We start from the raw sequence: 20151 nt of genomic DNA, 5'->3' as shown, positions 1-20151 counted from the left end.
AATACGAAAATTTTACTAGATTTTGTTTATCTTATCAGTTTTCTTTTCTTTTACGGGAGCATTTCCATAAAATGGATCATCTTTATAGCCACAACCGCTAAATGCAAAAAGAGTAAAAATTAAAATAAAAGATGATAAGATAAGCCCATGAAAAACGCTAAATTTTTGATAAATACTATTCACGAAAATCCTTTGTATAAAGAAAAATTAAGCATGGCAAATGAGTGCCAACAGCTTTTAGAGCTTATGGGGAAAGCAAAACGATTTTATATAGCTTTTTGCTACGTTAGAGAAGGTGTTTTGACCTTTGTTCTTACTCATCCCACTGGGCTTTTAGAGCTTAGGCGTGATAGTAGTATAAATGATATAAAAAGGTTATTAAAAACCTTTTGCAAATTTAATAAAAATAGCGTTTTTAACAGCATTCTTACTCCAAAACCTATTAACGAAATCAACTATACAAAGAACAAAAAAGAAGAAAATATAAGATTTGTCGTGAGCAAATTTTTAAAATTTTTTAATCAAAAAGAGCAAAGTACCATCTTTTATGCGCCAGCTAGTAAAGGCGAGTTTAAAAATTTAGCAAAAGACGAGCAAATACACCAAAAATTTGAAGAGCTAAGAGAAATTTTGCTCAAAAAAAATGAGCAGGCAAGATGCTAATAGACGAGATAAGAACGCTTCCAAACGAGCCTGGCGTATATCAATATTTTGACGCTCAAAACAGACTTTTATATGTCGGCAAGGCCAAAATTTTAAAAAACAGGGTCAAAAGCTACTTTAAATTTACCCCAAGTCTAGCTCCGGCTGAAAAACTAAGCCCAAGAATTTCAAAGATGATAAGCGAAGCTGTGCATCTTGAATACATCGTCACGCCAAGCGAAGCAGACGCGCTGATACTTGAAAATTCATTTATCAAGCAACTAAAACCAAAATACAACATCTTGCTTCGTGACGACAAGACATATCCTTATATCTTTATAAATTTAAATGATGATTTTCCAAGATTTGAGATCACCAGAAAGGTGGTAAAAGGCTCGAATATCCGCTATTTTGGGCCATATTTTAGTGGAGCTAGCGAGCTGCTTGAGGCACTTTATCTAAATTACAATCTCGTTCAGAAAAAGTCCTGCATCAAAGGCAAAAAAGCCTGCCTTTTTTATCAGCTAAAACGCTGCTACGCCCCGTGTGAAGGCAAAATTTCAAAAGAAAACTACGCTAAAATCGTAAACGAAGCTATCGCGGCCTTACAAAATCCAAATTTACTTATCGCTCGCCTTGAAGAGCTCATGCTAAACTACGCCAAAGCCGAAGACTACGAGCAAGCAGCCGCGACTAGAGATAAGATACAAACACTTAAAAACATGCAAACAAAGGTTGAAGTTGATCTTGCTAAACTTGAGGACTTTGAGGCCTACTCGGTCGCTTGCGTGCACGATATGATCTGTGCGGTAAGATTTAGTGTGCAAAGTGGCAAGATAACTGGCGTAAAAACTGACATCACGCAGGCCAAAAACGCCCAAAAAGACGAGATAAACGAAGCTTATAAGCAGGCTATTTTAAAAAGCTTCATAGCTGGACAGCCGATAATTAGCACCAAAATTTATGTGCATGAGAGCTTTGAAGATAGTGAGCTGGTGGAGGAAATTTTAAACGAGAGATTTGGACGTAAATTTAGTATCACCTGCCCAAAAATAGGCGATAAGCGTAAAATTTGTGAGATCGCTACAAAAAACGCTGAAGTTAGCATCGAAAAATATCTAAAAACGCATGATAACGAGCTAGTAAACGAGATAAAAGAGTACTTTGACCTAGCTCACACGCCTTACGTGGTCGAGGCTTACGACAACTCACACCTTTTTGGCGAGGCAAGTGTCGGAGCGATGGTGCGCTATGAACATGGAGAGTGGGCGAAGCAAAACTACCGCCACATGCACCTAAGCTCTAAAAACGACTACGATCAGATGAAAGAGAGCCTGACAGCTAGAGCACTCAGATTTGACAAGCTTAGTCCGCCTGATCTTTGGGTTATTGACGGAGGCGAAGTGCTTTTAAACTTAGCCTGTGAAATTTTAGCAAGCAGTGGTGCAAACGTCGATGTGATAGCCATTTCAAAAGAGAAGATCGATGCCAAAGCTCACCGCGCAAAAGGCGAGGCAAAGGATAAAATTTATACAAAAAATGGCAGCTTTAGCCTAAGCACGAGCGATAAAAAGCTTCAGTTTTTCCAAAAAATGCGTGACGAAAGCCATAGATTTGTCATCAGCTTTCACAGAAAAACAAGGCAGAAAAACGATATGCAAAGATCAATTCTAAAGCAGGCTGGCGTATCTGAGGGCAGTATCGCGAAATTAATCAGCTTTTACGGAAGTTTTGATAAAATCAACGAAGCGAATTTAGACGAAGTGGCAAAAATAACAAATAAAAGCGTAGCAGAAAAGCTTGCAGTGCTCAAAGAAGGAAATTTGAAGTGATAATATATGATGAAAATTTAAAAATATCTGCGATAACGCAAGATTCACTTGAGCTATTATGTTTTGATAGTCTAGATGATTTTTTATCGCAATACAAAGATATAAGTGAGCTAGTCATAACAAGCCAAGAAAGCACAAACTACAGCTTCTTGGAATTTTTACAAAATACGAAAGATAATAGTGCTAGAGTAAATTTAAAAAGAAAAGATGGCGGTGCGATCTTACTAGAAGCGAGATTGCAAAATGCCATTTTAAAAAATGGCGAAAAATTTTTTATCGTGCTTTTAGAGAAGCAAGACATAATAAACAACCAAAATCTAATAGCAGCAGTAAAAGTAAAACCTACATTAAGACTGCCTGTTTTTAAACTAAACGCATGGTATCTTTTTGACACGCAGACACAATCACTTATCGATGATTCTTGGTTTGAAACATCGCTTAAAATACTAAATTTAAATAAAAAAGATTTTGCGTCCTATTTAAATATCTTTTTGCACAACGCAAGAGAAATTCTTATCCAGATCCAATCAGCCATAATCGCAAAAGACGAGATAATGCTCAAAAAATACGTAGATGAGATAAGGGAAGCTGCATTAAATTTAAAGCTTAATAACCTTGCAAATGAGCTTAACGCTTTTTTAGATAACAATCAAAATGGAAAGATGAAAGAGATGTCTCTTTTTACCAAAAGACTAATTGAGATAGAAAATATCGTCAAAAAATATAGCAAAAAGAATATCCATGAAAAATAATAAATTTTATATATTGCTAGCGCCAATAATAATTTCAGCGATCTTTTGCGCATATAGCGGAAATGAAAGCTATAAAAAATTTACAGATCTAAAAGATCTAAATGAAAAACTATATAAACAATCCTTAGTATTTCAAACTATAAAATCCGTAATACAAGAGCACGATACGCTAATAGGCAAAAGCCAAGAAGATATAAAAAAGTTGCGAGATAGCACCTTAAAAAATACACAAAAATTTATAAATTCTATAAGAAAAGACGATCGTATCGAGATACGAAATATAAATAAATTAAAAGAATTGCTAGCAAATATAAATCAAAATGATCAATTTGATGAACTATTTTACGAATTTTTCCAAAATATAAATGGAGAAATAGATAGCGATTTTAAACAAGATTTAGACCGAGACTTTCCGCTTATAATAAAAGCTTATGCCGCAACTTTAAGTAAAATTTACAATCAACTCTCTTTAGCAAACAACACTAAATACTACGTAAAAAACATCTTTATAAATGGCCCTTTATTTTCAATAAACAATGATGTAAGAGAAAATATATATTCCGTAAGAGACAACACACCAAATCTTGATATGCTTCCAAAAAGTGAGCTAAAAGAGAATATTTATAAAGACTTTAATCAGTTTGAAGCCAACTATCAAGCTAAAAAAATAAGAGAAGTTAAAGCCAAGATCGCATTTTCTGAGAAGCTAAATATCGAAGATATTATCTTAATCAAACAGTATGAAGATGATAAATTTATACTTTTATTAGATAGTGCCATAAATATAAAAAATGAGCTGTTAGAACTTACCGAGAGCGAGAAAATAAGCTTTGGCATAAAGACTTTTTTTGAGTTTTTGCTTTGTGGCTTGCTCATTTTATCTTTGCTTAGCATTTCTGCTAGGTTGAAATTTTTAAAGGTGCTTATCGATAAGTCAAAATACATATCGAGTTATATCCTATCATCAAAAGAGACAAGTGCGGATAATGCGATATCAAAGCTTATAAAAGCTTATGAAGATCTAAAAGAAACCTATGTAAAAGATAGCAGCTTTTTTCAGATAAAAGATAGATATATTTTATCAGTGAGCAAGAAGCTAGAGTCCATTAATAAAGAAATTTTTACATCGACCGCGGCTTTAAAAATAGAAACAAATAATAGCAAAAAGCAAGTATTTATAGACACGATAGAAAAAAATGCAAATATCATGACCTCGCTTTATAACAATGCTAAAAATATCTCAAATGTTAAAAAATATAGCGAATGCAATAAAACCGAGATATTTGATCCTCAAAAAAGCTTTGAAGAAATTTTGCAAGCAAATATCGTCTATTCGCAAAGCAAAAAGATAAATTTTATAAGCTACCTTGATCCAAGCCTTACAAATGAACTAGAAGGAAATCTAAATTCATTAAAAACCGCATTTAACTCTATCTTTTTGGCGTCTTTATCAATGTCTTTAAGACATCAAAATATTATCATCACTATCAAAAAAGTTCAAAAAGAGTTTGATAGAAGCGGACTTTGTTCTGTAAGCTTTAGCATAAAAAATAGCTCAGCTGCCATGAGTGAAAAGCAAATTTCAGATATATTTTTAGATGATGAGAATAGCTTAAATAATGATGAGAGCGAGTTTTATCTAAAAATTGCTCAAATTTATTTAAAAAATTTAGAAAGCAAGCTAGAGATTAACTCGTTTCCAAGTATTGGCAATGAGTTTAAATTTGTAGTCATTTTTAAAACAACATCAAACTATAAAGACTTTGATATAAAATGCAATCATAAATTAGCATTCTTGCAAAACGTAAATATCGCTTACAACGAAGCTTTTGAGCAGACTACAAAAGACCTTGGGCTCAAAGTGGATATGCTAACAAGCAATAGTCCATCTATTACAAAAAATTATGATGCTATATTTTTAAGAAATACCAATAAGCAAGGTCAGGATGTTAAAAATCCGCTTATTTTAAAAGATCCACTAACTCCGTTAAGCATCACAAGGCTACTTTGCTTAGGTGAAGCTAATATTATGAATAAAGATTTAAACGATAAACCAAAAATTTTGATCTGCGATACTAATGAAATTTACATAGATATAACAGCAAGTGGTTTTAGTAAATTTAACTGTGAAGTTGTGGGAGTTTGTAATAAAAAAGATTTAAAACAAGCCATAAAGCAAGGCGATTTTGACCTTATATTTGTTGGCTCGAAATTTTTCGAAGCTGAAAAAAATAGCCTTCAAAAAAATATTGATCTTATAAAAGCAGCCATACAAAATGCAAAAATTCCAATTATACTAATGCTTTCAAATACTTCAAATATAGATGGAGAGAGTGTCAAAGAATACTTCAATGCCTATATAAAAACGCCAATAAATAGTGACGAACTAGCTCAAATTTTTAGAAAATTTTTACCAAATTTTGGCGAGATTGCAATAGACGAAAGCTATCTAGCAAAAAGCGAAAATATTATTTTATTTAAGAAATCACCAATGGAGAATAAAATATTTAGCTCAGCTCTAGGAGAATTTTACAACACACTTGAAACCACAAATAGCTTTGATGAGCTATTAACAAAAATAAAAACTAAAACTTACGGCATCGTTCTTATAGATGAAAATGCAAAAGACTTCAACTACGAAGAGCTAACAAGAGTTGTTGATAAGACAAGGCAAAGCCAAAAGGTTGATACAAGAGTGCTGATATTTGGCGCACAAGAAAGAAGTGAATTTCCTTTTGTAAAAGTGCTAGCCAAAAATATCACAAAAGCAGAGCTTTCAGCTACCGTAAGAGAGCAAATCGATTCTATGGGTACTAGCTACGCTAAAAGCTCTTATGAATTTATTAAGTTTAACGCCTAAAACTCTTTTGCGTTATTTTTAAATATATTTAGCACGCTTGCTCGCTTATGGCAAATTTCAGCGTACTCTCTTTCGCTTTTTGAGTCATAAACTATACCAGCTCCAGCCCCCACAAATACATCACTAAATTCATTTTCACCTGGCACAAAGATGGCTGAGCGAATAAGAATAGCAACTTGAGCATCGCCATTAAAATGCAAAAATCCAATGCCGCCGCCATAGATATTTCGCTCAGAAATTTCAAGCTCATTGATTATCTGCATAGCTCTTATTTTTGGGGCTCCACTTAATGTGCCAGCCGGAAAGATACTAGCTAAGACATCAAAAAGATCAAGCCCTTTAGCGCACTTTCCATAGACATCGCTTACGATATGAATTACTTTTTCATATTTTTGGATATGCATCGCATTTCTTACAGCTACACTTTTTGGTTCTGAAACCCTGCCGATGTCATTTCTGGCAAGATCAATTAGCATTTTATGTTCAGCCAGCTCCTTTTCGTCACTTAAAAGCTCATTTTCAAGTACCGCATCTGCATTTGCATCGCTTCCTCTAGGCCTTGTGCCTGCGATCGGAGCTACAAAAATTTGCTCACTTTTCATCTCAAAAACAAGCTCTGGCGAAGAGCCAACCACATCGCCATAAGGTGTAGGAAAATGAAACATATATGGGCTTGGATTTGTAAGTGAGAGCTTTTTATAAAATTCCAAACTGCTCATATTCGTTGAAATTTCAAGCAATTCACCAAGCACCACCTGAAAGACATCGCCACTTCTTATATACTCTTTTGCTAACTCAACCATATCCTCAAAGTGTTTCTTTTCTTTACCAAGATCAGTTTTTATACTAAATTTACTCTGCTCTTTGCTTTTGCATTCAACTTTCGCATCAAGCAAAAAATCATAATATTTATTCTTATCTCCATAAAATGTATAAATTTTACTCATCTTGTCAAAGTGCAGGTAGGCCTTTGCGTCAGCGTAGATAAATTTTGGAAATTCATACTTTTTAGCTTTCTCTTCTCCGATATATTCAAAATATCTCACGCCATCATAAGCAAAAACACCAAAGAGACCTGCAAATGGAGCTAAAGATTTATTACGATTTGTATCAAAATAACTTCTAAGCCCATAAAAATCCATATCCTTTTCATCGATATATTCGCAATCAATGCCTATAATCGTTTGCGTCTTATCCTCAGCTAGGTAGCTATTTTTAAATTTCTCTCTGATTGCTTCATAATAAAAGAGTGGTTGTTCTAAGAGCATTTTTTTCCTTTAAATTTTTGATGATTATAAAAAAAGTTCGCTTTTAGTTTTTAAAATTTTTATCAAATTTCTAAATTTATGCCCAAATTTCACCTTTTTACTATTTTTTTAACACCGCTTGGCTAAAATTTAGCACTCATAAAAGGAAATTTATGCTTTTTGTTGAACTTTTTATAATTGGTATCGGCGTTGGATACATCGCTGGCTTTTTTGGTATCGGTGGTGGCACAGTCGTCGTTCCTATAATGGTCGCCTTTGGATATGACATAAAAACCGCTATTGGCATAAGCGTCATGCAAATGATATTTAGTGCGACTTTTGGCTCATATCTAAACTACAAAGCTGGCCTTTTAAAACTAAATCGCGGCGTAGTTTTAGGGCTTGGAGGCTTAGTTGGAGCTAGTTTTAGTGGCATTATCGTCTCGTATGCGCCAGCGATTTTACTTGAGTCACTCTTACTCGTCACCTTTATCTTATCCCTTTTTAAGTTATATTTCATGCCAAATAGTGACGGCTCAAACGCAAATAACTCACTTTTTTTACTATTTTTAGTTGGTCTTTTTGTGGGCGCTCTTGCCATTAGTATTGGTATCGGCGGGGGCGTCTTTATAGCTCCTATTTTGGTAGGCTTTTTACACTATGAGCTAAAAAAAGCCGTTTCAATGGGAGTATTTTTTGTGATGTTTGCAGCCTTCTCTGGCTTTATCTCACTTTCATTAAGCGGCCATATCTCTTATTTAGAAGGTGCTTTTCTAGGCCTTGGCTCGCTAATAGGCGCATACTTTGGCACCAAAAAGACACAAGCTATGGATAAAAAAGCACTTAAAAAGTGGTTTTTACTCTTTTACATAGCGATGATAATTCTAATCTTAAAAGATATGATATTTGGCTAAATTAAAAATTTAAGGCTAGGTTAGCTAGTCTTAAATTTCTTCAAAAAAGTAGGCTTCACTTAATTTAAAAGCAAGCTTATCTAGTTCGTCTTTACTTAAATTTACGCTCTTTGCGATATCTTCTAAACTAGCTTTACCATCAAATTTCAAGGCTGCTTTGATCTCTTGGTGGCTCAGGTTTAGCTTACCATTTAGCTCATTTGCCAAAGAGATAACTGGTGAGCTAGCATTTAAAAAATATTCAAGATACGCAGCAGCTCTAGGCTTTAGTCTAGTTTTGCCAGGCTCATAGATAAGTGCTTTGAGTTTTGAAGAAGAAATTTTAGTGCTTTGATCGTTTAAAATTTCAAGTAGCCCTACAAAAGCTTCGTTTGCATTCTCTCCAAGTACCGTTTTTGCTTCGCTTAAATTTAAGCTTTGTGGATAGCTTTCGCTTAAAATTTCTTGCGTTTTTGTCCTTGGCTGCTCGCTAAAATATGCAAAATAAATCTTATCAAGCTCGCTCTCTCCAAGCACCGCGTCAAAGTCCTCAGCACCGCCAAGCCTCTCTTTGTGAGCGATGAGACTTTTTCTAAATGATCTATTAAACAAAAAGTCGTTTAGTTGCTCTTTTTTGATGCGAGAGTTGTAATTTTGCTCGATATGTGCGTCAAAGCGATAAATTCCAGTTGAGCTTGCAAAGATATCATTTAGCGAAGCATCTATTACGTAGCAAAGTCCGTGTTTGTCGATATGCTTAGCAAATTTATGAAAGTAGATTGGCTCGTTGCTTGCCTCTAAAAAGTCATGCAATATATAATAATCATTACCCTTTGCGATGATGCCTTGCAAGAAATTTAGCTGTGTTAAAAGAAGCTTCATACTATCTTTGTATACGACGTCGCTTTGGCTTTGCAAGCTAAATTTCAAATAATCCTGCAAGAAATTTAACTCATCTTTTATGTGAGAAAGTGCCTCTTTGCTCTCCTTGCCAGCGCTTGCAAAAAGCATAAAATCTCTTAAAATATCAAGGCTCTTCCAGCCAGGATAGGTATTATACGAAACATAAGCGATGCCATCCTCGCTTAGTAGTGCCTTAATCGTGGCAAGCAGCGCATCTCTTACATTTGGACTTACCCAGCTATAAACGCCATGAGCGATAATATAGTCAAATTTCCCAAGCTCTTTTATATCGCTTTCGTTCATGTGTAAAAAATTTCGCTCAAGCAGAGTAAAATTTTCCAAACCTATCTGCTTTGCTACCTTGTTACCTTCAGCCACTTGATGGCTTGAGATATCGATACCAACGACTTTTGCGTTTTTATGCGAAATGGCAAATGGCAAGATATTGCCGCCATATGATGAGCCAAGCTCAAGCACTCTAGCCTCTTTTAAGCTAGCTGCTTTAAGCCCCAGAAATTTAGCAACCGCTTCTATCCTAACTGGCGAGCAGTCGCTAAATGCAGCCGAGAAATAAGGAATTTCATCGTAAGCTTTCTTTGTTTTATTCATCAGCTATGTTTTCTTGCAAATTCTCTCATAAATTCGCCAAGTTTTTCAACGTCGCTTTGACTAACGGCATTGTAGATAGAGGCTCTTATGCCGCCAAGATGTCTGTGACCTTTTAGCCCTAGCATGCCCTCTTTTAGCGCTTCTTCTACAAAAACTGGTTCAAGCGCATGATCTTTTGGTATTGTAAAGCTCACGTTCATATCTGATCTGCTTGATTTTTTGGCATGGCCCACGTAAAAGCCATTTGAGCCGTCTATGATGTCATAAAGCGTGCTTGCTTTTTTTGCATTTATCTTCTCAACCTCTGCAAGTCCGCCAAGATCTAGTAGGTGCTGCATGGTTAAATTTAAAAGATAAATTCCAAAAGTTGGCGGCGTGTTGTAAAGTGAGTTTGCCTCTACGTGCGTTTTGTATCGCAAAAACATAGGGACATTTTGGCTGCTCACGCGATCAACTAGATCTTTTCTTATAATAACGATAGTCACACCACTTGGACCTGCATTTTTCTGAGCGCCACCGTAAAGCAAGCCGATACTGCTAAAATCAAGCGGTCTAGCGAAAAAGTCGCTCGAAGCATCAACAACTAGGGGCGATTTGGTCTTTGGCATAGCCTTATACTGTGTGCCGTAAATCGTATTATTTGAGCAGATGTAGGCGTAGTCAGCATCGTCACTAAATTTAAACTCAGGTATGTAAGAGAAATTTTCATCCTCGCTGCTTGCGACGACATCTACATTTACGCCAAGCACTTTTGCCTCTTTGATCGCTTTGTTTGTCCAAACGCCAGTGTTTGTGTACTCGGCCCTGCCACCTTGATATAAATTCATCGGTATCATGCTAAATTGCAAGTGTGCGCCGCCTTGCAAGAATAAAATTTCATACTCATCGCCGATGTTATAGAGCTTTCTTATCTTATCCATCGCGCCAAAGTGGATCTCCTCAAAGGTCTTACTTCTGTGGCTGATCTCCATGATCGAGTAGCCCTCACCTCTGTAGTCGGTAAATTCGGCTTTTGCATGCTCTAAAACGTCTAGTGGTATCGCGCTTGGGCCTGCGCTAAAGTTAATTTTTCTACTCATTTTTACTCCTTGATAATTGCTTTTTTATGTGTATTTTGCGAGACAAGCTCTATCTCATCGTCTATTTTTAAATCCCTAAGATCAACCCTCCTGCCATCTTTTCTGACCTCAATAAGCCCCTTCGTGCTCTCAAAAAAGAGCTCTCTCATCTCATAAGCCTTCTCTAGCGAGCTAAGAGCCGAGCCAAGAAGCAAGATCTTTCTTTGCACGGCGTTTGTTAGGGCATTTTGCTTGTTTGCTACCTCGCTAAATTTTAGCTCGATCCTAGCTTTTAGAGCGTTTGATGAAAATTTAGAAAGAAGAACATTTAGCAAATTTTGCTTTTTGGTTATCTTTAAGCTTAAAGCGCTATCAAGATCGTCGCTGAGCCTATCAAGATACTGAAAAAACGCCTCTTCATCAGGCAACAGATCAAGCATGGCTGCACTTGGCGTAAGCGATCTGCGGTCTGCTACAAAATCACTTATAACGTAGTCGATCTCGTGTCCGATAGCGCTTATGACTGGCGTTTTGGTAGCATAAATTTCACGCGCCAAGCCCTCGTCGTTAAAGCACCAAAGATCCTCTTTGCTACCACCTCCGCGAGCCAAAACGATCACATCAACGCCGTATCTATCAGCTCTTCGTAAAGCCTTTATGAGCGAGCTTGGGGCATTTTCACCCTGAGTCAAGGCATCAAAGATATAAATTTCGCTTAGTTTCCAACGACTAGTCACGACCTTTAACATATCCTGAAGCGCTGCCGAAGTAGCGCTTGTAACAAGGGCTATTTTTTTAGGTAAATTTGGTATCTCTTTTTTTGCGCCTATGTCAAAAAGGCCCTCGTTTTCGAGCTTTTCTTTAAGCTGCCTAAACGCAAGCTCAAGCTCACCCTCGCCATCAGGCAGCATCGCACTAGCCACTAGCTGATACGACCCGCTTGGCGAATAAATGGTCACTTTGCCATAAATTTTTACTTTTAGGCCATCTTTTGGTAAGAATTTCACCTTTTGGTTGTTCATGCGATACATCACGGCTGAAATGCTTGACTTCTCATCCTTTAGCGTGAAGTACCAGTGCCCAGAAGCATGCTTAGTAAGGCGCGAAATTTCTCCACTTACCTCGACATAGTCAAGTGTGGCTTCAAGCAGTGCCTTTGCTTTTTCGTTTAGCTCAGAAACACTAAGCATTGATTTCTCTTACCTTTTTAGCGATAAATAGTGTCGAGATATCCATGCTAAAGCCTTTGCAAAGCTCTATCTCAAAACCAGCCGTGGCTAGCTCGTCGCAAAAGCTCTTTGCGTCCAAGAAATTTTCGATCGAACTTGGCAGATATTCGTACGCCTCTTTGTTTTTTGAGATAAAGCCACCAATCTTTGGCAAAATTTTACTTAGGTAAAAATCTCTTAGCGCAGTTATAAAGCCTTTTTTCTGGCGCTTTGTAAATTCAAGTACGACTACGTAGCCATTTAGAGCAAGCACTCTGTTAAACTCCCTAAGTGCTGCCTTTCGCTCAACCACATTTCTGATACCATAGCTTATGCTTAAAATTTGAGCCTCACCACTTGCGAGCGTCGTGTTGTCAGCATAGGCCTCTATAAATTTAAAATTTGGAAATTTTGCCCTCGCCTCTTTTAGCATACCGCTTGAGGGATCGATGCCAGTAAGGCTTTTTATCTGCACGCCAAATTCTTTTGAAATTTCACTCCAAAGCCCCATCATATCGCCAGTGCCACAAGCCACGTCTACAATATTTATGCTTCTTTCTTTAAAAATTTCTAGCATATATCTGCAGGCAAATTTCCTCCAACTCACATCCACACCAAGACTTAGCACTCTGTTTGCGACGTCATAAGTCGGAGCGATCTGGTTAAACATATCAACGATTTTTTCTTGTTTTTGCATAAATTTGCCCTTTTATATGTAGTAAATTTTTAAATTTCTTGAAATTTTGCGAGTTGCTTTTATAAATTTAAGACGCTTTTTTAGTATCTCTTCTCTACTTTTATAAATTTGCTTGTAAATTTTACTCTTGAGCCTCTCTTTATCTGGCATTTCTGGAAGCCTTTTAAGGATACCGAGCCAGACGTCATAGTCTTGAAGATTGCCAAAAATTTCTTGCATCTGCTTTAGCTTATCTTCATACTTTTTAAGCCCTTCAAAATAGAAAATTTCACATAAAAACTCATATGTGTATCTCATCTTTTTAAGCTCTATCCTAAGATCATGAAAGCTCTCATTTGGGCAGTCTTGATTAAGGCTTTTTATTCTTTTTTGAGCTAAAACCAAAAGCGTTCTAAGCTTAAACGAACCAAGGCGCGAAAGGCTTACATCAAAGAGTTTTGATTTATAAAATTCACCCTCATTTAAAAATATCTCCCACTCTTTTAAAAATGCGTAGTTTTCTTCGTCACCAAGGTAGCTTTTTACATTTTCATACTCTAAATCTAGAGCCTTTTTCACAAAATATATAGGCTCATTTGCGTTCTTTTGCTCGTTTAAAAAGCTCAAAAATACATCCAAATCTCGCTTTTTGTTTGTCGAGTTTGCAAGCATTTTAAAATTCTCACCAAAAAAAAGTGTCACTTTCTCATCAAAAACGCCACTAAAAATTTTAAGGATCGATCTAACCTTTCTTAAATTTATGCGAAGTTCATGCAAAACTTCTTCATCTTTGTCTATCAAATACTGGCTTTTTAGCCTTTTTATTACTTTAAAAATACTAACAAAAAGGACTCTTAGCGCCTCTCCGCTTTTTAGATTTGCAGCAAAATTTGGCAGAATTTCTTTTTCTTTTATAATCTTATAGGCTCTTTTGTAGTCAATTTTTTCATTTTCATTAGCATGAATGGCAAGAAATTTGTTCTTATATCTTTTATCGCAAGTTACATCCCTTAGGCAAAAATTTTCTAAAAACGGTGGCAGCTTGAAAAATACGGCTTCATTTTCATCGCTAAATTCGATCTCAAATGTACAAAGTCCGTTTAGTTTATTTTTAAAAATATCGATGTTGCAAGGATTGTTATTTAGTTTAAAAATATATCTATCTTTTAAGATGACACTACCGATGCGGTTTTTAAGAGCCTTTTTAAACTCCGCTTTTTCGCAAAATTCTTCATTTTCTTCTCTGATTAGACCTTTGCCAATCTTTACAGTTTTTATAAATTTATCCTCTTCACTTCGAAAGCGGATCTCTTCATTTTGCGTTATCTTGGTATAAAATTGAGAAATTTCAAGATGTTTAAAGACTACTCCAGCTTCTTTTAAAAAATCTAGAATTTGAGAATTTTTGAGTAAAAATTTACGCTCTATCTCCAAACTCACATTTTTCTCCAAAATTTTTTGTTCATTTTAGCAAGTTAGTGCTTAAAACAATGAGAAAGATGCTAAATTTAGGCTTATTTTAAAAGTATTTTTATAAGAAAAAATATGGAATTTATGTTGCTAAATAGCAACATAAATTTTATTTACAGTGTTTACAGCTTTTTACGCTAGCTACGATATTTAGACGTTCTATTATATTTCCGATCTTCTTTTCTAGTGCCTCTTGATATTTGCCAAGCTCAGCATCATCGTAGTTCACGTCCTCAACGCTTCCACAGCTCTCGCAAACTACATGGATATGTGGATATTCATAGATGTCGTATCTAGCTTTTTGATTGACGATATTTACTTCGACTACGAGACCTTCGTCTTTTAAAGTATTTAAATTTTTATAAACTGTCGCAAGAGAAACTGATGGACTCTCTTTTAAAATTTCATCATAAAGCTCATCAATCGTTGGATGCGTGTGGCGATCAAGAATTCTTAAAACGCTAAGGCGTTGTGGCGTAACTTTTAGCCCAGATTGCTTTAATAATGATACGTATTGCATAATGCTTTTCCTTGTTTTTATTTTGGCTTATGCTAGCAAAAATAATATTAAACGTTACTTTATTAAATGATATTAATTATTTTCTAGTAAATTTTTGGTAATCTGCTCGGCACTTATACCAAGGTACTTTTCAACTTCAGCAGTTGAACCATGGGGAATAAATTTATCTTCATACTCGAAGCTAATGACGCTTATATTTGAAATTTTATTTTCTTGTAAAAATGCACTTACTATATCGCCAATACCACCTTTTTTAGCACTATCGCTAAAGATGTACCACTTTTTAGTGCGTTTTGCAAGATCTAATAAAAGCTCACTATCAAGCGGTTTTGCAAAGACAAGATCAACCAATATCACATCAAGCTTGCCAGTTAGTAAATTTCTAACCAAATTTGCTCTGCCAACGCCGTTGCCATAGCCTAAAAATACAATATCACTATTTGCATCAGCTAAAATTTCACCCTTGCCAAACTCAAGTGGCTGAGCTTCAAACTCATCTCTTAAGATAAACGCTCCACGCGGATATCTAAATGCGCTAACACCCTTGTAAGAGTAGGCAAATTCCATAACATTTTTCATGCTCTCTTCGCATCTTGGGGCAAAAAGAACCATGTTTGGCACAGCGTTTAAAAAACTGATATCAAAAGCGCCTTGATGCGTTTCGCCATCTTCGCCCACGATGCCAGCTCTATCCATCGCAAAGGTGATGTTTAAATTTAAAATAGAAGCATCGTGAATGACCTGATCATAGGCTCTTTGCATAAATGTCGAGTATATCGCAACAAATGGCTTAAAGCCCTCTTTTGCCATGGCTGACATAGACGTGACTGCGTGTTGCTCGGCTATCGCTACGTCCCAAAAACGATCTGGAAATTCTTGTATCAAAGCGTCCATGCCAGTGCCTGTTGGCATCGCGGCCGTCACACCAACGATATCGCTGTGCTCTCTTGCCATTTTTAATAGCTGCTCGCTAAAGATCGCCGTGGCTGACTTGTTTGACTGTCTTTTGATAAATTCACCACTTTTTAGATCAAATGGCCCAACTCCGTGCCAATTTTCATAGCACCCCTCAGCAAATTCATATCCTTTGCCCTTTAGTGTCTGTACGTGAACGATGACTGGTTTTTTCATGTTTTTGGCAGTTTCAAATGTACTAAGAAGCGCTGAAAGGTCATGTCCGTCGACTGGGCCTATATACTCAAGTCCAAGCTCTTCAAAAAACATGCCAGGGGTGATGAGTCTAATGCCCTCCTCCATGCGTCTAGCCATGTAGGCTGCGGAGTCTGGCATGTAGCTTAAAAAGCGCTCAACCCTGCCCTTAAATTTTTGATAAAACTGTCCTGCCATCATCTGGCTTAGGTACTTGCTAAGCGCGCCTATAGGCTTGCTTATACTCATCTCGTTGTCGTTTAGGATGATGACGCAAGGATATTTTCTATCCCCTAGCTCATTTAGCGCCTCGTACGCCATTCCGCCACTTAGTGAGCCATCCCCTATGACAGCCACTGGGATACGATCTTCGTTTTTAAGTTTTATCGCCTTAGCAGCACCGACTGCTAGAGATATAGATGTTGAGCTATGCCCTGCTACAAAGTAGTCAAATTTACTTTCGCTTGGCTTTGTATAGCCACTGATGCCGTTAAATTTTCTAAGCGTATCAAAGTTGTCCCAGCGTCCAGTTAGTAGCTTGTGTGCGTAGCTTTGGTGGCTCACATCAAAAATAAATGGATCTTTTGTGACGTCAAAAATTTTATGCATCGCCACAATGATCTCAACTGCGCCGATATTTGAGCTAAGGTGACCACCATTTTTGCTAACAGTGGCTAAAATTTTATCCCTGATGTCATGACAAAGTGCGTTTAGTTCATCAACATCTAAACTTTTAACGTCTTTATTCATTATTTACCAGCATTTTTAGTTTTTCTAGCCTTGTTTGCATAGTTGCATCGATATTGCCACCATCACTTATAATAACCACACCGCCTTTGCTTATAGCATCATCAGCGCTTATTTTGACGTGCTCATTCTTGCTAAATTGCTCTTTTATATATTCGCTATCCTCAGGATTTACGCGAATTTCTATATTTTTAACATTACTTAGCTCTTTTATAAGCGAGCTTGCTAGATGATGAGCGATCTGATTTGAAGAGGTTGAAATTTCTTTATCGATTACTTCTTTTGCGATTTTTATAGCAGTTTGTCCAAGCTCTTCTTCGATCTTCTTTAAAAACTCATCAAATTTAACGTACTGCTCTTCAAGTTTTGCAGCTGAAGCGCTAAATCTAGCCTCAAGCTCATTTATCTTCGCTTCATTTGCCGCATTTGCTTGGGCGATACCCTCATTTTTGCCATCTTCTTTAGCACGAGAAATTTCAGTATCAAGGCGCTTAGCAAATTCGCTCTCTTGATTTTCTATTTGCATTTGAAGTTTGATGATATTGCTACTTAGCTCATCTGTTTTTTTAAGCAGTTCTTCAACAAAGCTCGACTCGCCTGCTTGCTGTATTTGTGGACTTTGAGCCTGAGGAGCAAAGTGATTTTGTGAGTTTGCCTGCGCTTGGTGACTAGCTTGAGGAATGAAATTTTCACCCTTTTGCCCAAAATTCTGCTCACTTAGCTCTTCACTAAGATTATTTTCTTCTATCAATACAGGAGCACTATCTATGGCTCGCTCTCCAACCCCAAGCACCTTAAATCTGTAATTTTCTATAAAGTGAGCTGGAGAAGTCTCACTGGTTATTACGCTGCTTTTCATTCTATCATCTCATCTGCTTCGCCGACTTGGAATACACCTTGATCAGCTAGAGTTTGCACTGTCTCTACTATACGCCTTTGAGCCTCTTCAACGTCTTTTACACGCACTGCGCCAAGATATTGCATCTCCTCTTTAAAGGCTTCTGCTGCACGCTGAGACATATTTGATAAAAATTTATCCTTTATGCCATCGCTTGAGCCTTTAAATGCGACCATAAGGTCTTTTTTATCGACATTTTTAAGAATTTCTCTAATCGCAGTTGCATTAAGGTTAATGATATCTTCAAAGGTAAACATAAGCTCTTTAATCGTTGTTGCAAGCTTATCATCGCTTTGTTCAATGCGTTCGATCGTACTTTTGCTAGCTTTTTGCCCAAGTCTATTAAGTACTTCTGCCACAGCTCTTGGACCGCCAACTTCCACTTTGTATGACGTAAGACTTTCAAGCTTACCCTCAAGTACAGTTGAAACACGCTTAATTACCGATGGGCTAATATCACCAAGATTTGCCATTCTAATAACGACTTCGCTTCTTAACTCATCTGAGAAAAAACTAAGCGTTTCAGCGGCACTTGTTGAGTCCATGTGAGCTAGTATTAGCGCTATGGTTTGAGGGTGCTCTTTTATGATAAAGTCTGCAAGCTGTTGTGGTTTTATCTTATCAAGATAGCCAAAGCTTTTTGAGTTTTCCATGCTTTTTGCAAGCTTGTCTAAAATTTTCTGAGCTGCCTCTGGACCAAATGTGCGGTATAAAATTTCTTTTGCGTACTCTAAACCACCACTTCTCATATATTGATTTGACTGCATTAACGCGTAAAATTCTTCTAGTACAGCACTTGCGACTTGTTTGTCTATGTTTTTTGCGGTTGCGATATAGCCTGAAATTTCAGTGATGACATCAACATCCATGTGAGAAAATATAAGAGCAGTTGCCTCTTCGCCAAGCTGGATCAGCAAAATAGCAATCTTTTCAGGCATCGATAGATCATCATAAACCATTTTTTGCTTGTCATTTAGCTTTATTGACATCAAATTTCCTTACGCATATTAAAGTCGCTGTCATTTTTTACCATATCTTGAAGTAGCATTGCTATCTCTTCATTTCTCTCTGTGATGACCGCTCTCATTTTCTCAAGTAAAACATCGTATTTTAGTTCATCTTCATTAAACTCGCCACTAAGTCCTAGTTGTTCTTCAACCTTTTTGCGAGCAGCTTTAAATTTCTCAAGTGTATCTTCGGCATCTACCTCAATATCTTCAAGTCCATCTTGAACTTGTTCCTCTTCTTCTTTTGTCTCTTCAAGCATCTTTTGCATAAATGGCACAATGACTTTTTTGTAGAAAATATAAAGCAACAATGCTGCAAAAATATATTTTAATAGCGGCATAAATGGCACTACATAGTTATTCACAAAGCCATCCATCTTCTCGCTAGTGCTTATATCTTTGCCAGTCTTAAACTCAAAGTTATCTAAGCTTACTTCATCGCCCCTATTTTGGTTATAGCCGATTGATTGTTTGATTAAATTTGTGATTGACTCTCTTTGCTCTTTGGTAAGTGGGGCAAATTCAAGCTCGCCAGTTGGCTTGCCATCTTTGTCTTTTTTGCTCTGATAAAGTCCGTCTATAACGACAGCTGCACTTACTCTGTTTATGCTAGCAAACTGCCCTTTAATGCTTGTTACTTTCTTTGAAATTTCGTAGTTTGTCTGCTGCGAGCTTTTGTTGTACTGCTCTTTTAAAGTGCTGTCATCTAGCCCTTGAACAGGGCCTATGTTGCTAACCGCACCTGGGACACCACCTACTTCATTTGGTGCTGAGCCTTGGCGTTTTTCTTCGATATTGCTTTCACTTCTAACGACGTTATTTGGGTCATAAACCTCGCTTTTTGTATCTTTTTTGTCAAAGTCAAAGTCAATATTTACCTTTGCTACGACCTTATCTGCTCCGCCCACGATAGGAGCTAGTACATTTACGATCTTTTGCTCATAGTTATTTTCAAACTCACGTTTATAGCGTATCTGCTGAGCTATAGCGTCACTATCAAACTCGCCATCTTCATCGCCAAGTGCGACTCCGTCTTGATTGACGATCTTTACATTTTCTGTGCTCAAGTTTGTAACAGAGGCAGCGACAAGGTTTTTAATACCAAAAATTTGCTTTGCGTTTAGGCTAACGCCTGGCTTTAGCTCAACGACGATAGAAGCTGTTGGCAGTGCTTGTCTTTCAGTAAAGACGCTCTCTTTTGGTATGGCTATTCTTACAGTCGCTTTTTGGATAGAAGAAAGACTCTCGATCGTTCTAGCTAGTTCGCCCTCAAGCGCTCTTTGAAATTTTACTCTCTGCTCGGCATCAGTCGCACCAAATTCTTGCTTATCAAAAATTTCAAAGCCGATTTTGCTCTCTTTTGGTATTCCAAGCGTTGCAACAGCGATGCGCTCTTTATAAACATCACTCGTTGGTACAAGGATAGTGCCTTCGTTTGCTAATTTATATTTAATGCCATCTTTGTTTAACTGATCAAGTATTAAGGCAGAATCATTTGGGCTAATATTTTCAAAAAGGACGCTGTAGCCTGCAAAATTTTCATTTTTGCTTTTATAAAGTGTTAAAAATACCAAAAATGCCACGACCAAGACGATCGAGCTAGCTGCAACGATTTTTTGCTTTAATGAAAGCTTTTGATAAATTTGACTTATTTGATGAAGTAATGCCTTAAAATCCATA

General features: G+C 36.9%; 17 protein-coding genes. 5 read left to right on the top strand and 12 right to left on the bottom strand.

The features are described from left to right. Positions 1-15 precede the first annotated feature (15 nt). The gene (locus F3G66_RS09460) at positions 16-183 is read right to left on the bottom strand and encodes a hypothetical protein (RefSeq protein ID WP_021091736.1); all 168 of its coding nucleotides are present in this window, start codon (positions 181-183) and stop codon (positions 16-18) included. Positions 184-213: 30 nt separating this feature from the next. Here F3G66_RS09460 and F3G66_RS06490 point away from each other — a divergent pair, with 30 nt between their 5' ends. Genes F3G66_RS06490 through F3G66_RS06475 form a run of 4 tightly spaced genes read left to right on the top strand, consistent with a single transcriptional unit; the run spans position 214 to position 6086 of the window. Then, positions 214-663 carry a hypothetical protein gene (locus F3G66_RS06490; RefSeq protein WP_149707534.1) on the top strand — a complete coding sequence of 150 codons (450 nt, stop codon included), beginning with the start codon at positions 214-216 and terminating at the stop codon, positions 661-663. Next, the gene (gene uvrC / locus F3G66_RS06485) at positions 657-2474 is read left to right on the top strand and encodes an excinuclease ABC subunit UvrC (protein WP_149707533.1); all 1818 of its coding nucleotides are present in this window, start codon (positions 657-659) and stop codon (positions 2472-2474) included. Before F3G66_RS06490 ends, uvrC begins: the two co-directional genes overlap by 7 nt. Next, positions 2471-3226, top strand: a complete 756-nt coding sequence (locus tag F3G66_RS06480) for a hypothetical protein (protein ID WP_149707532.1) — start codon at positions 2471-2473, stop codon at positions 3224-3226. The genes uvrC and F3G66_RS06480 overlap by 4 nt, the downstream gene beginning before the upstream one ends. Beyond that, positions 3216-6086 (top strand): response regulator, encoded by a 2871-nt coding sequence (locus F3G66_RS06475; RefSeq protein ID WP_149707531.1) that lies wholly within the window; start codon positions 3216-3218, stop codon positions 6084-6086. Before F3G66_RS06480 ends, F3G66_RS06475 begins: the two co-directional genes overlap by 11 nt. Here the strand turns inward: F3G66_RS06475 and F3G66_RS06470 are convergent. After that, positions 6083-7354, bottom strand: coding sequence for an anthranilate synthase component I family protein (locus tag F3G66_RS06470; RefSeq protein WP_149707530.1), 1272 nt, complete (start codon positions 7352-7354; stop codon positions 6083-6085). The two genes, F3G66_RS06475 and F3G66_RS06470, sit on opposite strands and share 4 nt — an antisense overlap. Positions 7355-7506: 152 nt before the next feature. Here F3G66_RS06470 and F3G66_RS06465 point away from each other — a divergent pair, with 152 nt between their 5' ends. Then, complete coding sequence (locus F3G66_RS06465) at positions 7507-8247, top strand: sulfite exporter TauE/SafE family protein (RefSeq protein ID WP_149707529.1); 741 nt, start codon at positions 7507-7509, stop codon at positions 8245-8247. Between the two features lie 30 nt (positions 8248-8277). On the opposite strand, the gene F3G66_RS06460 is transcribed toward F3G66_RS06465, so the two are convergent. The 10 genes from F3G66_RS06460 to fliF all read right to left on the bottom strand — a co-directional run bounded on the left by F3G66_RS06460 (position 8278) and on the right by fliF (position 20150). After that, positions 8278-9738, bottom strand: coding sequence for a class I SAM-dependent methyltransferase (locus F3G66_RS06460; RefSeq protein WP_149707528.1), 1461 nt, complete (start codon positions 9736-9738; stop codon positions 8278-8280). After that, a complete protein-coding gene (serC, locus tag F3G66_RS06455; protein ID WP_149707527.1) occupies positions 9738-10817 on the bottom strand; it encodes a phosphoserine transaminase in 1080 nt (359 codons plus the stop codon). The genes F3G66_RS06460 and serC overlap by 1 nt, the downstream gene beginning before the upstream one ends. Positions 10818-10819: 2 nt before the next feature. Further along, entirely contained in the window at positions 10820-11986 is a 1167-nt protein-coding gene (gene xseA, locus F3G66_RS06450) for an exodeoxyribonuclease VII large subunit (RefSeq protein WP_149707526.1), read from the bottom strand. Next, on the bottom strand, positions 11979-12701 hold the full coding sequence (ubiE, locus tag F3G66_RS06445) for a bifunctional demethylmenaquinone methyltransferase/2-methoxy-6-polyprenyl-1,4-benzoquinol methylase UbiE (RefSeq protein WP_149707525.1): 723 nt from the start codon (positions 12699-12701) through the stop codon (positions 11979-11981). The genes xseA and ubiE overlap by 8 nt, the downstream gene beginning before the upstream one ends. A 12-nt stretch (positions 12702-12713) precedes the next feature. Beyond that, a complete protein-coding gene (locus F3G66_RS06440) occupies positions 12714-14120 on the bottom strand; it encodes a CYTH and CHAD domain-containing protein (protein ID WP_223154225.1) in 1407 nt (468 codons plus the stop codon). Positions 14121-14259: 139 nt separating this feature from the next. Further along, entirely contained in the window at positions 14260-14670 is a 411-nt protein-coding gene (locus F3G66_RS06435; protein WP_149707524.1) for a Fur family transcriptional regulator, read from the bottom strand. Positions 14671-14742: 72 nt separating this feature from the next. Then, positions 14743-16569, bottom strand: coding sequence for a 1-deoxy-D-xylulose-5-phosphate synthase (dxs, locus tag F3G66_RS06430; protein ID WP_149707523.1), 1827 nt, complete (start codon positions 16567-16569; stop codon positions 14743-14745). Then, positions 16562-17425 carry a flagellar assembly protein FliH gene (gene fliH / locus F3G66_RS06425; RefSeq protein ID WP_149707522.1) on the bottom strand — a complete coding sequence of 288 codons (864 nt, stop codon included), beginning with the start codon at positions 17423-17425 and terminating at the stop codon, positions 16562-16564. The genes dxs and fliH overlap by 8 nt, the downstream gene beginning before the upstream one ends. Then, positions 17422-18453: a flagellar motor switch protein FliG gene (gene fliG / locus F3G66_RS06420; RefSeq protein ID WP_149707521.1), complete on the bottom strand. Its 1032-nt coding sequence runs from the start codon at positions 18451-18453 to the stop codon at positions 17422-17424. Before fliG ends, fliH begins: the two co-directional genes overlap by 4 nt. Then, positions 18453-20150 carry a flagellar basal-body MS-ring/collar protein FliF gene (fliF, locus tag F3G66_RS06415; protein ID WP_107776351.1) on the bottom strand — a complete coding sequence of 566 codons (1698 nt, stop codon included), beginning with the start codon at positions 20148-20150 and terminating at the stop codon, positions 18453-18455. Before fliF ends, fliG begins: the two co-directional genes overlap by 1 nt. Position 20151 lies beyond the last annotated feature (1 nt).

Origin of the sequence: Campylobacter concisus, assembly GCF_902460665.1 — a bacterium.
GTDB classification, from domain to species: domain Bacteria; phylum Campylobacterota; class Campylobacteria; order Campylobacterales; family Campylobacteraceae; genus Campylobacter_A; species Campylobacter_A concisus_AL.
The sequence above is the reverse complement of the archived record's forward strand: the minus strand, read 5'-3'. Positions and strand labels throughout refer to the sequence as shown.

Coding starts and splice junctions, on each gene's coding strand:
- F3G66_RS06475 (WP_149707531.1), top strand. CDS start 3,216: ATGAAAAATAATAAATTTTATATATTGCTAGCGCCAATAATAATTTCA.
- F3G66_RS06490 (WP_149707534.1), top strand. CDS start 214: ATGGCAAATGAGTGCCAACAGCTTTTAGAGCTTATGGGGAAAGCAAAA.
- serC (WP_149707527.1), bottom strand. CDS start 10,817: ATGAGTAGAAAAATTAACTTTAGCGCAGGCCCAAGCGCGATACCACTA.
- F3G66_RS06465 (WP_149707529.1), top strand. CDS start 7,507: ATGCTTTTTGTTGAACTTTTTATAATTGGTATCGGCGTTGGATACATC.
- xseA (WP_149707526.1), bottom strand. CDS start 11,986: ATGCTTAGTGTTTCTGAGCTAAACGAAAAAGCAAAGGCACTGCTTGAA.
- fliF (WP_107776351.1), bottom strand. CDS start 20,150: ATGGATTTTAAGGCATTACTTCATCAAATAAGTCAAATTTATCAAAAG.
- ubiE (WP_149707525.1), bottom strand. CDS start 12,701: ATGCAAAAACAAGAAAAAATCGTTGATATGTTTAACCAGATCGCTCCG.
- F3G66_RS06470 (WP_149707530.1), bottom strand. CDS start 7,354: ATGCTCTTAGAACAACCACTCTTTTATTATGAAGCAATCAGAGAGAAA.
- fliG (WP_149707521.1), bottom strand. CDS start 18,453: ATGTCAATAAAGCTAAATGACAAGCAAAAAATGGTTTATGATGATCTA.
- fliH (WP_149707522.1), bottom strand. CDS start 17,425: ATGAAAAGCAGCGTAATAACCAGTGAGACTTCTCCAGCTCACTTTATA.
- uvrC (WP_149707533.1), top strand. CDS start 657: ATGCTAATAGACGAGATAAGAACGCTTCCAAACGAGCCTGGCGTATAT.
- F3G66_RS06435 (WP_149707524.1), bottom strand. CDS start 14,670: ATGCAATACGTATCATTATTAAAGCAATCTGGGCTAAAAGTTACGCCA.
- dxs (WP_149707523.1), bottom strand. CDS start 16,569: ATGAATAAAGACGTTAAAAGTTTAGATGTTGATGAACTAAACGCACTT.
- F3G66_RS06460 (WP_149707528.1), bottom strand. CDS start 9,738: ATGAATAAAACAAAGAAAGCTTACGATGAAATTCCTTATTTCTCGGCT.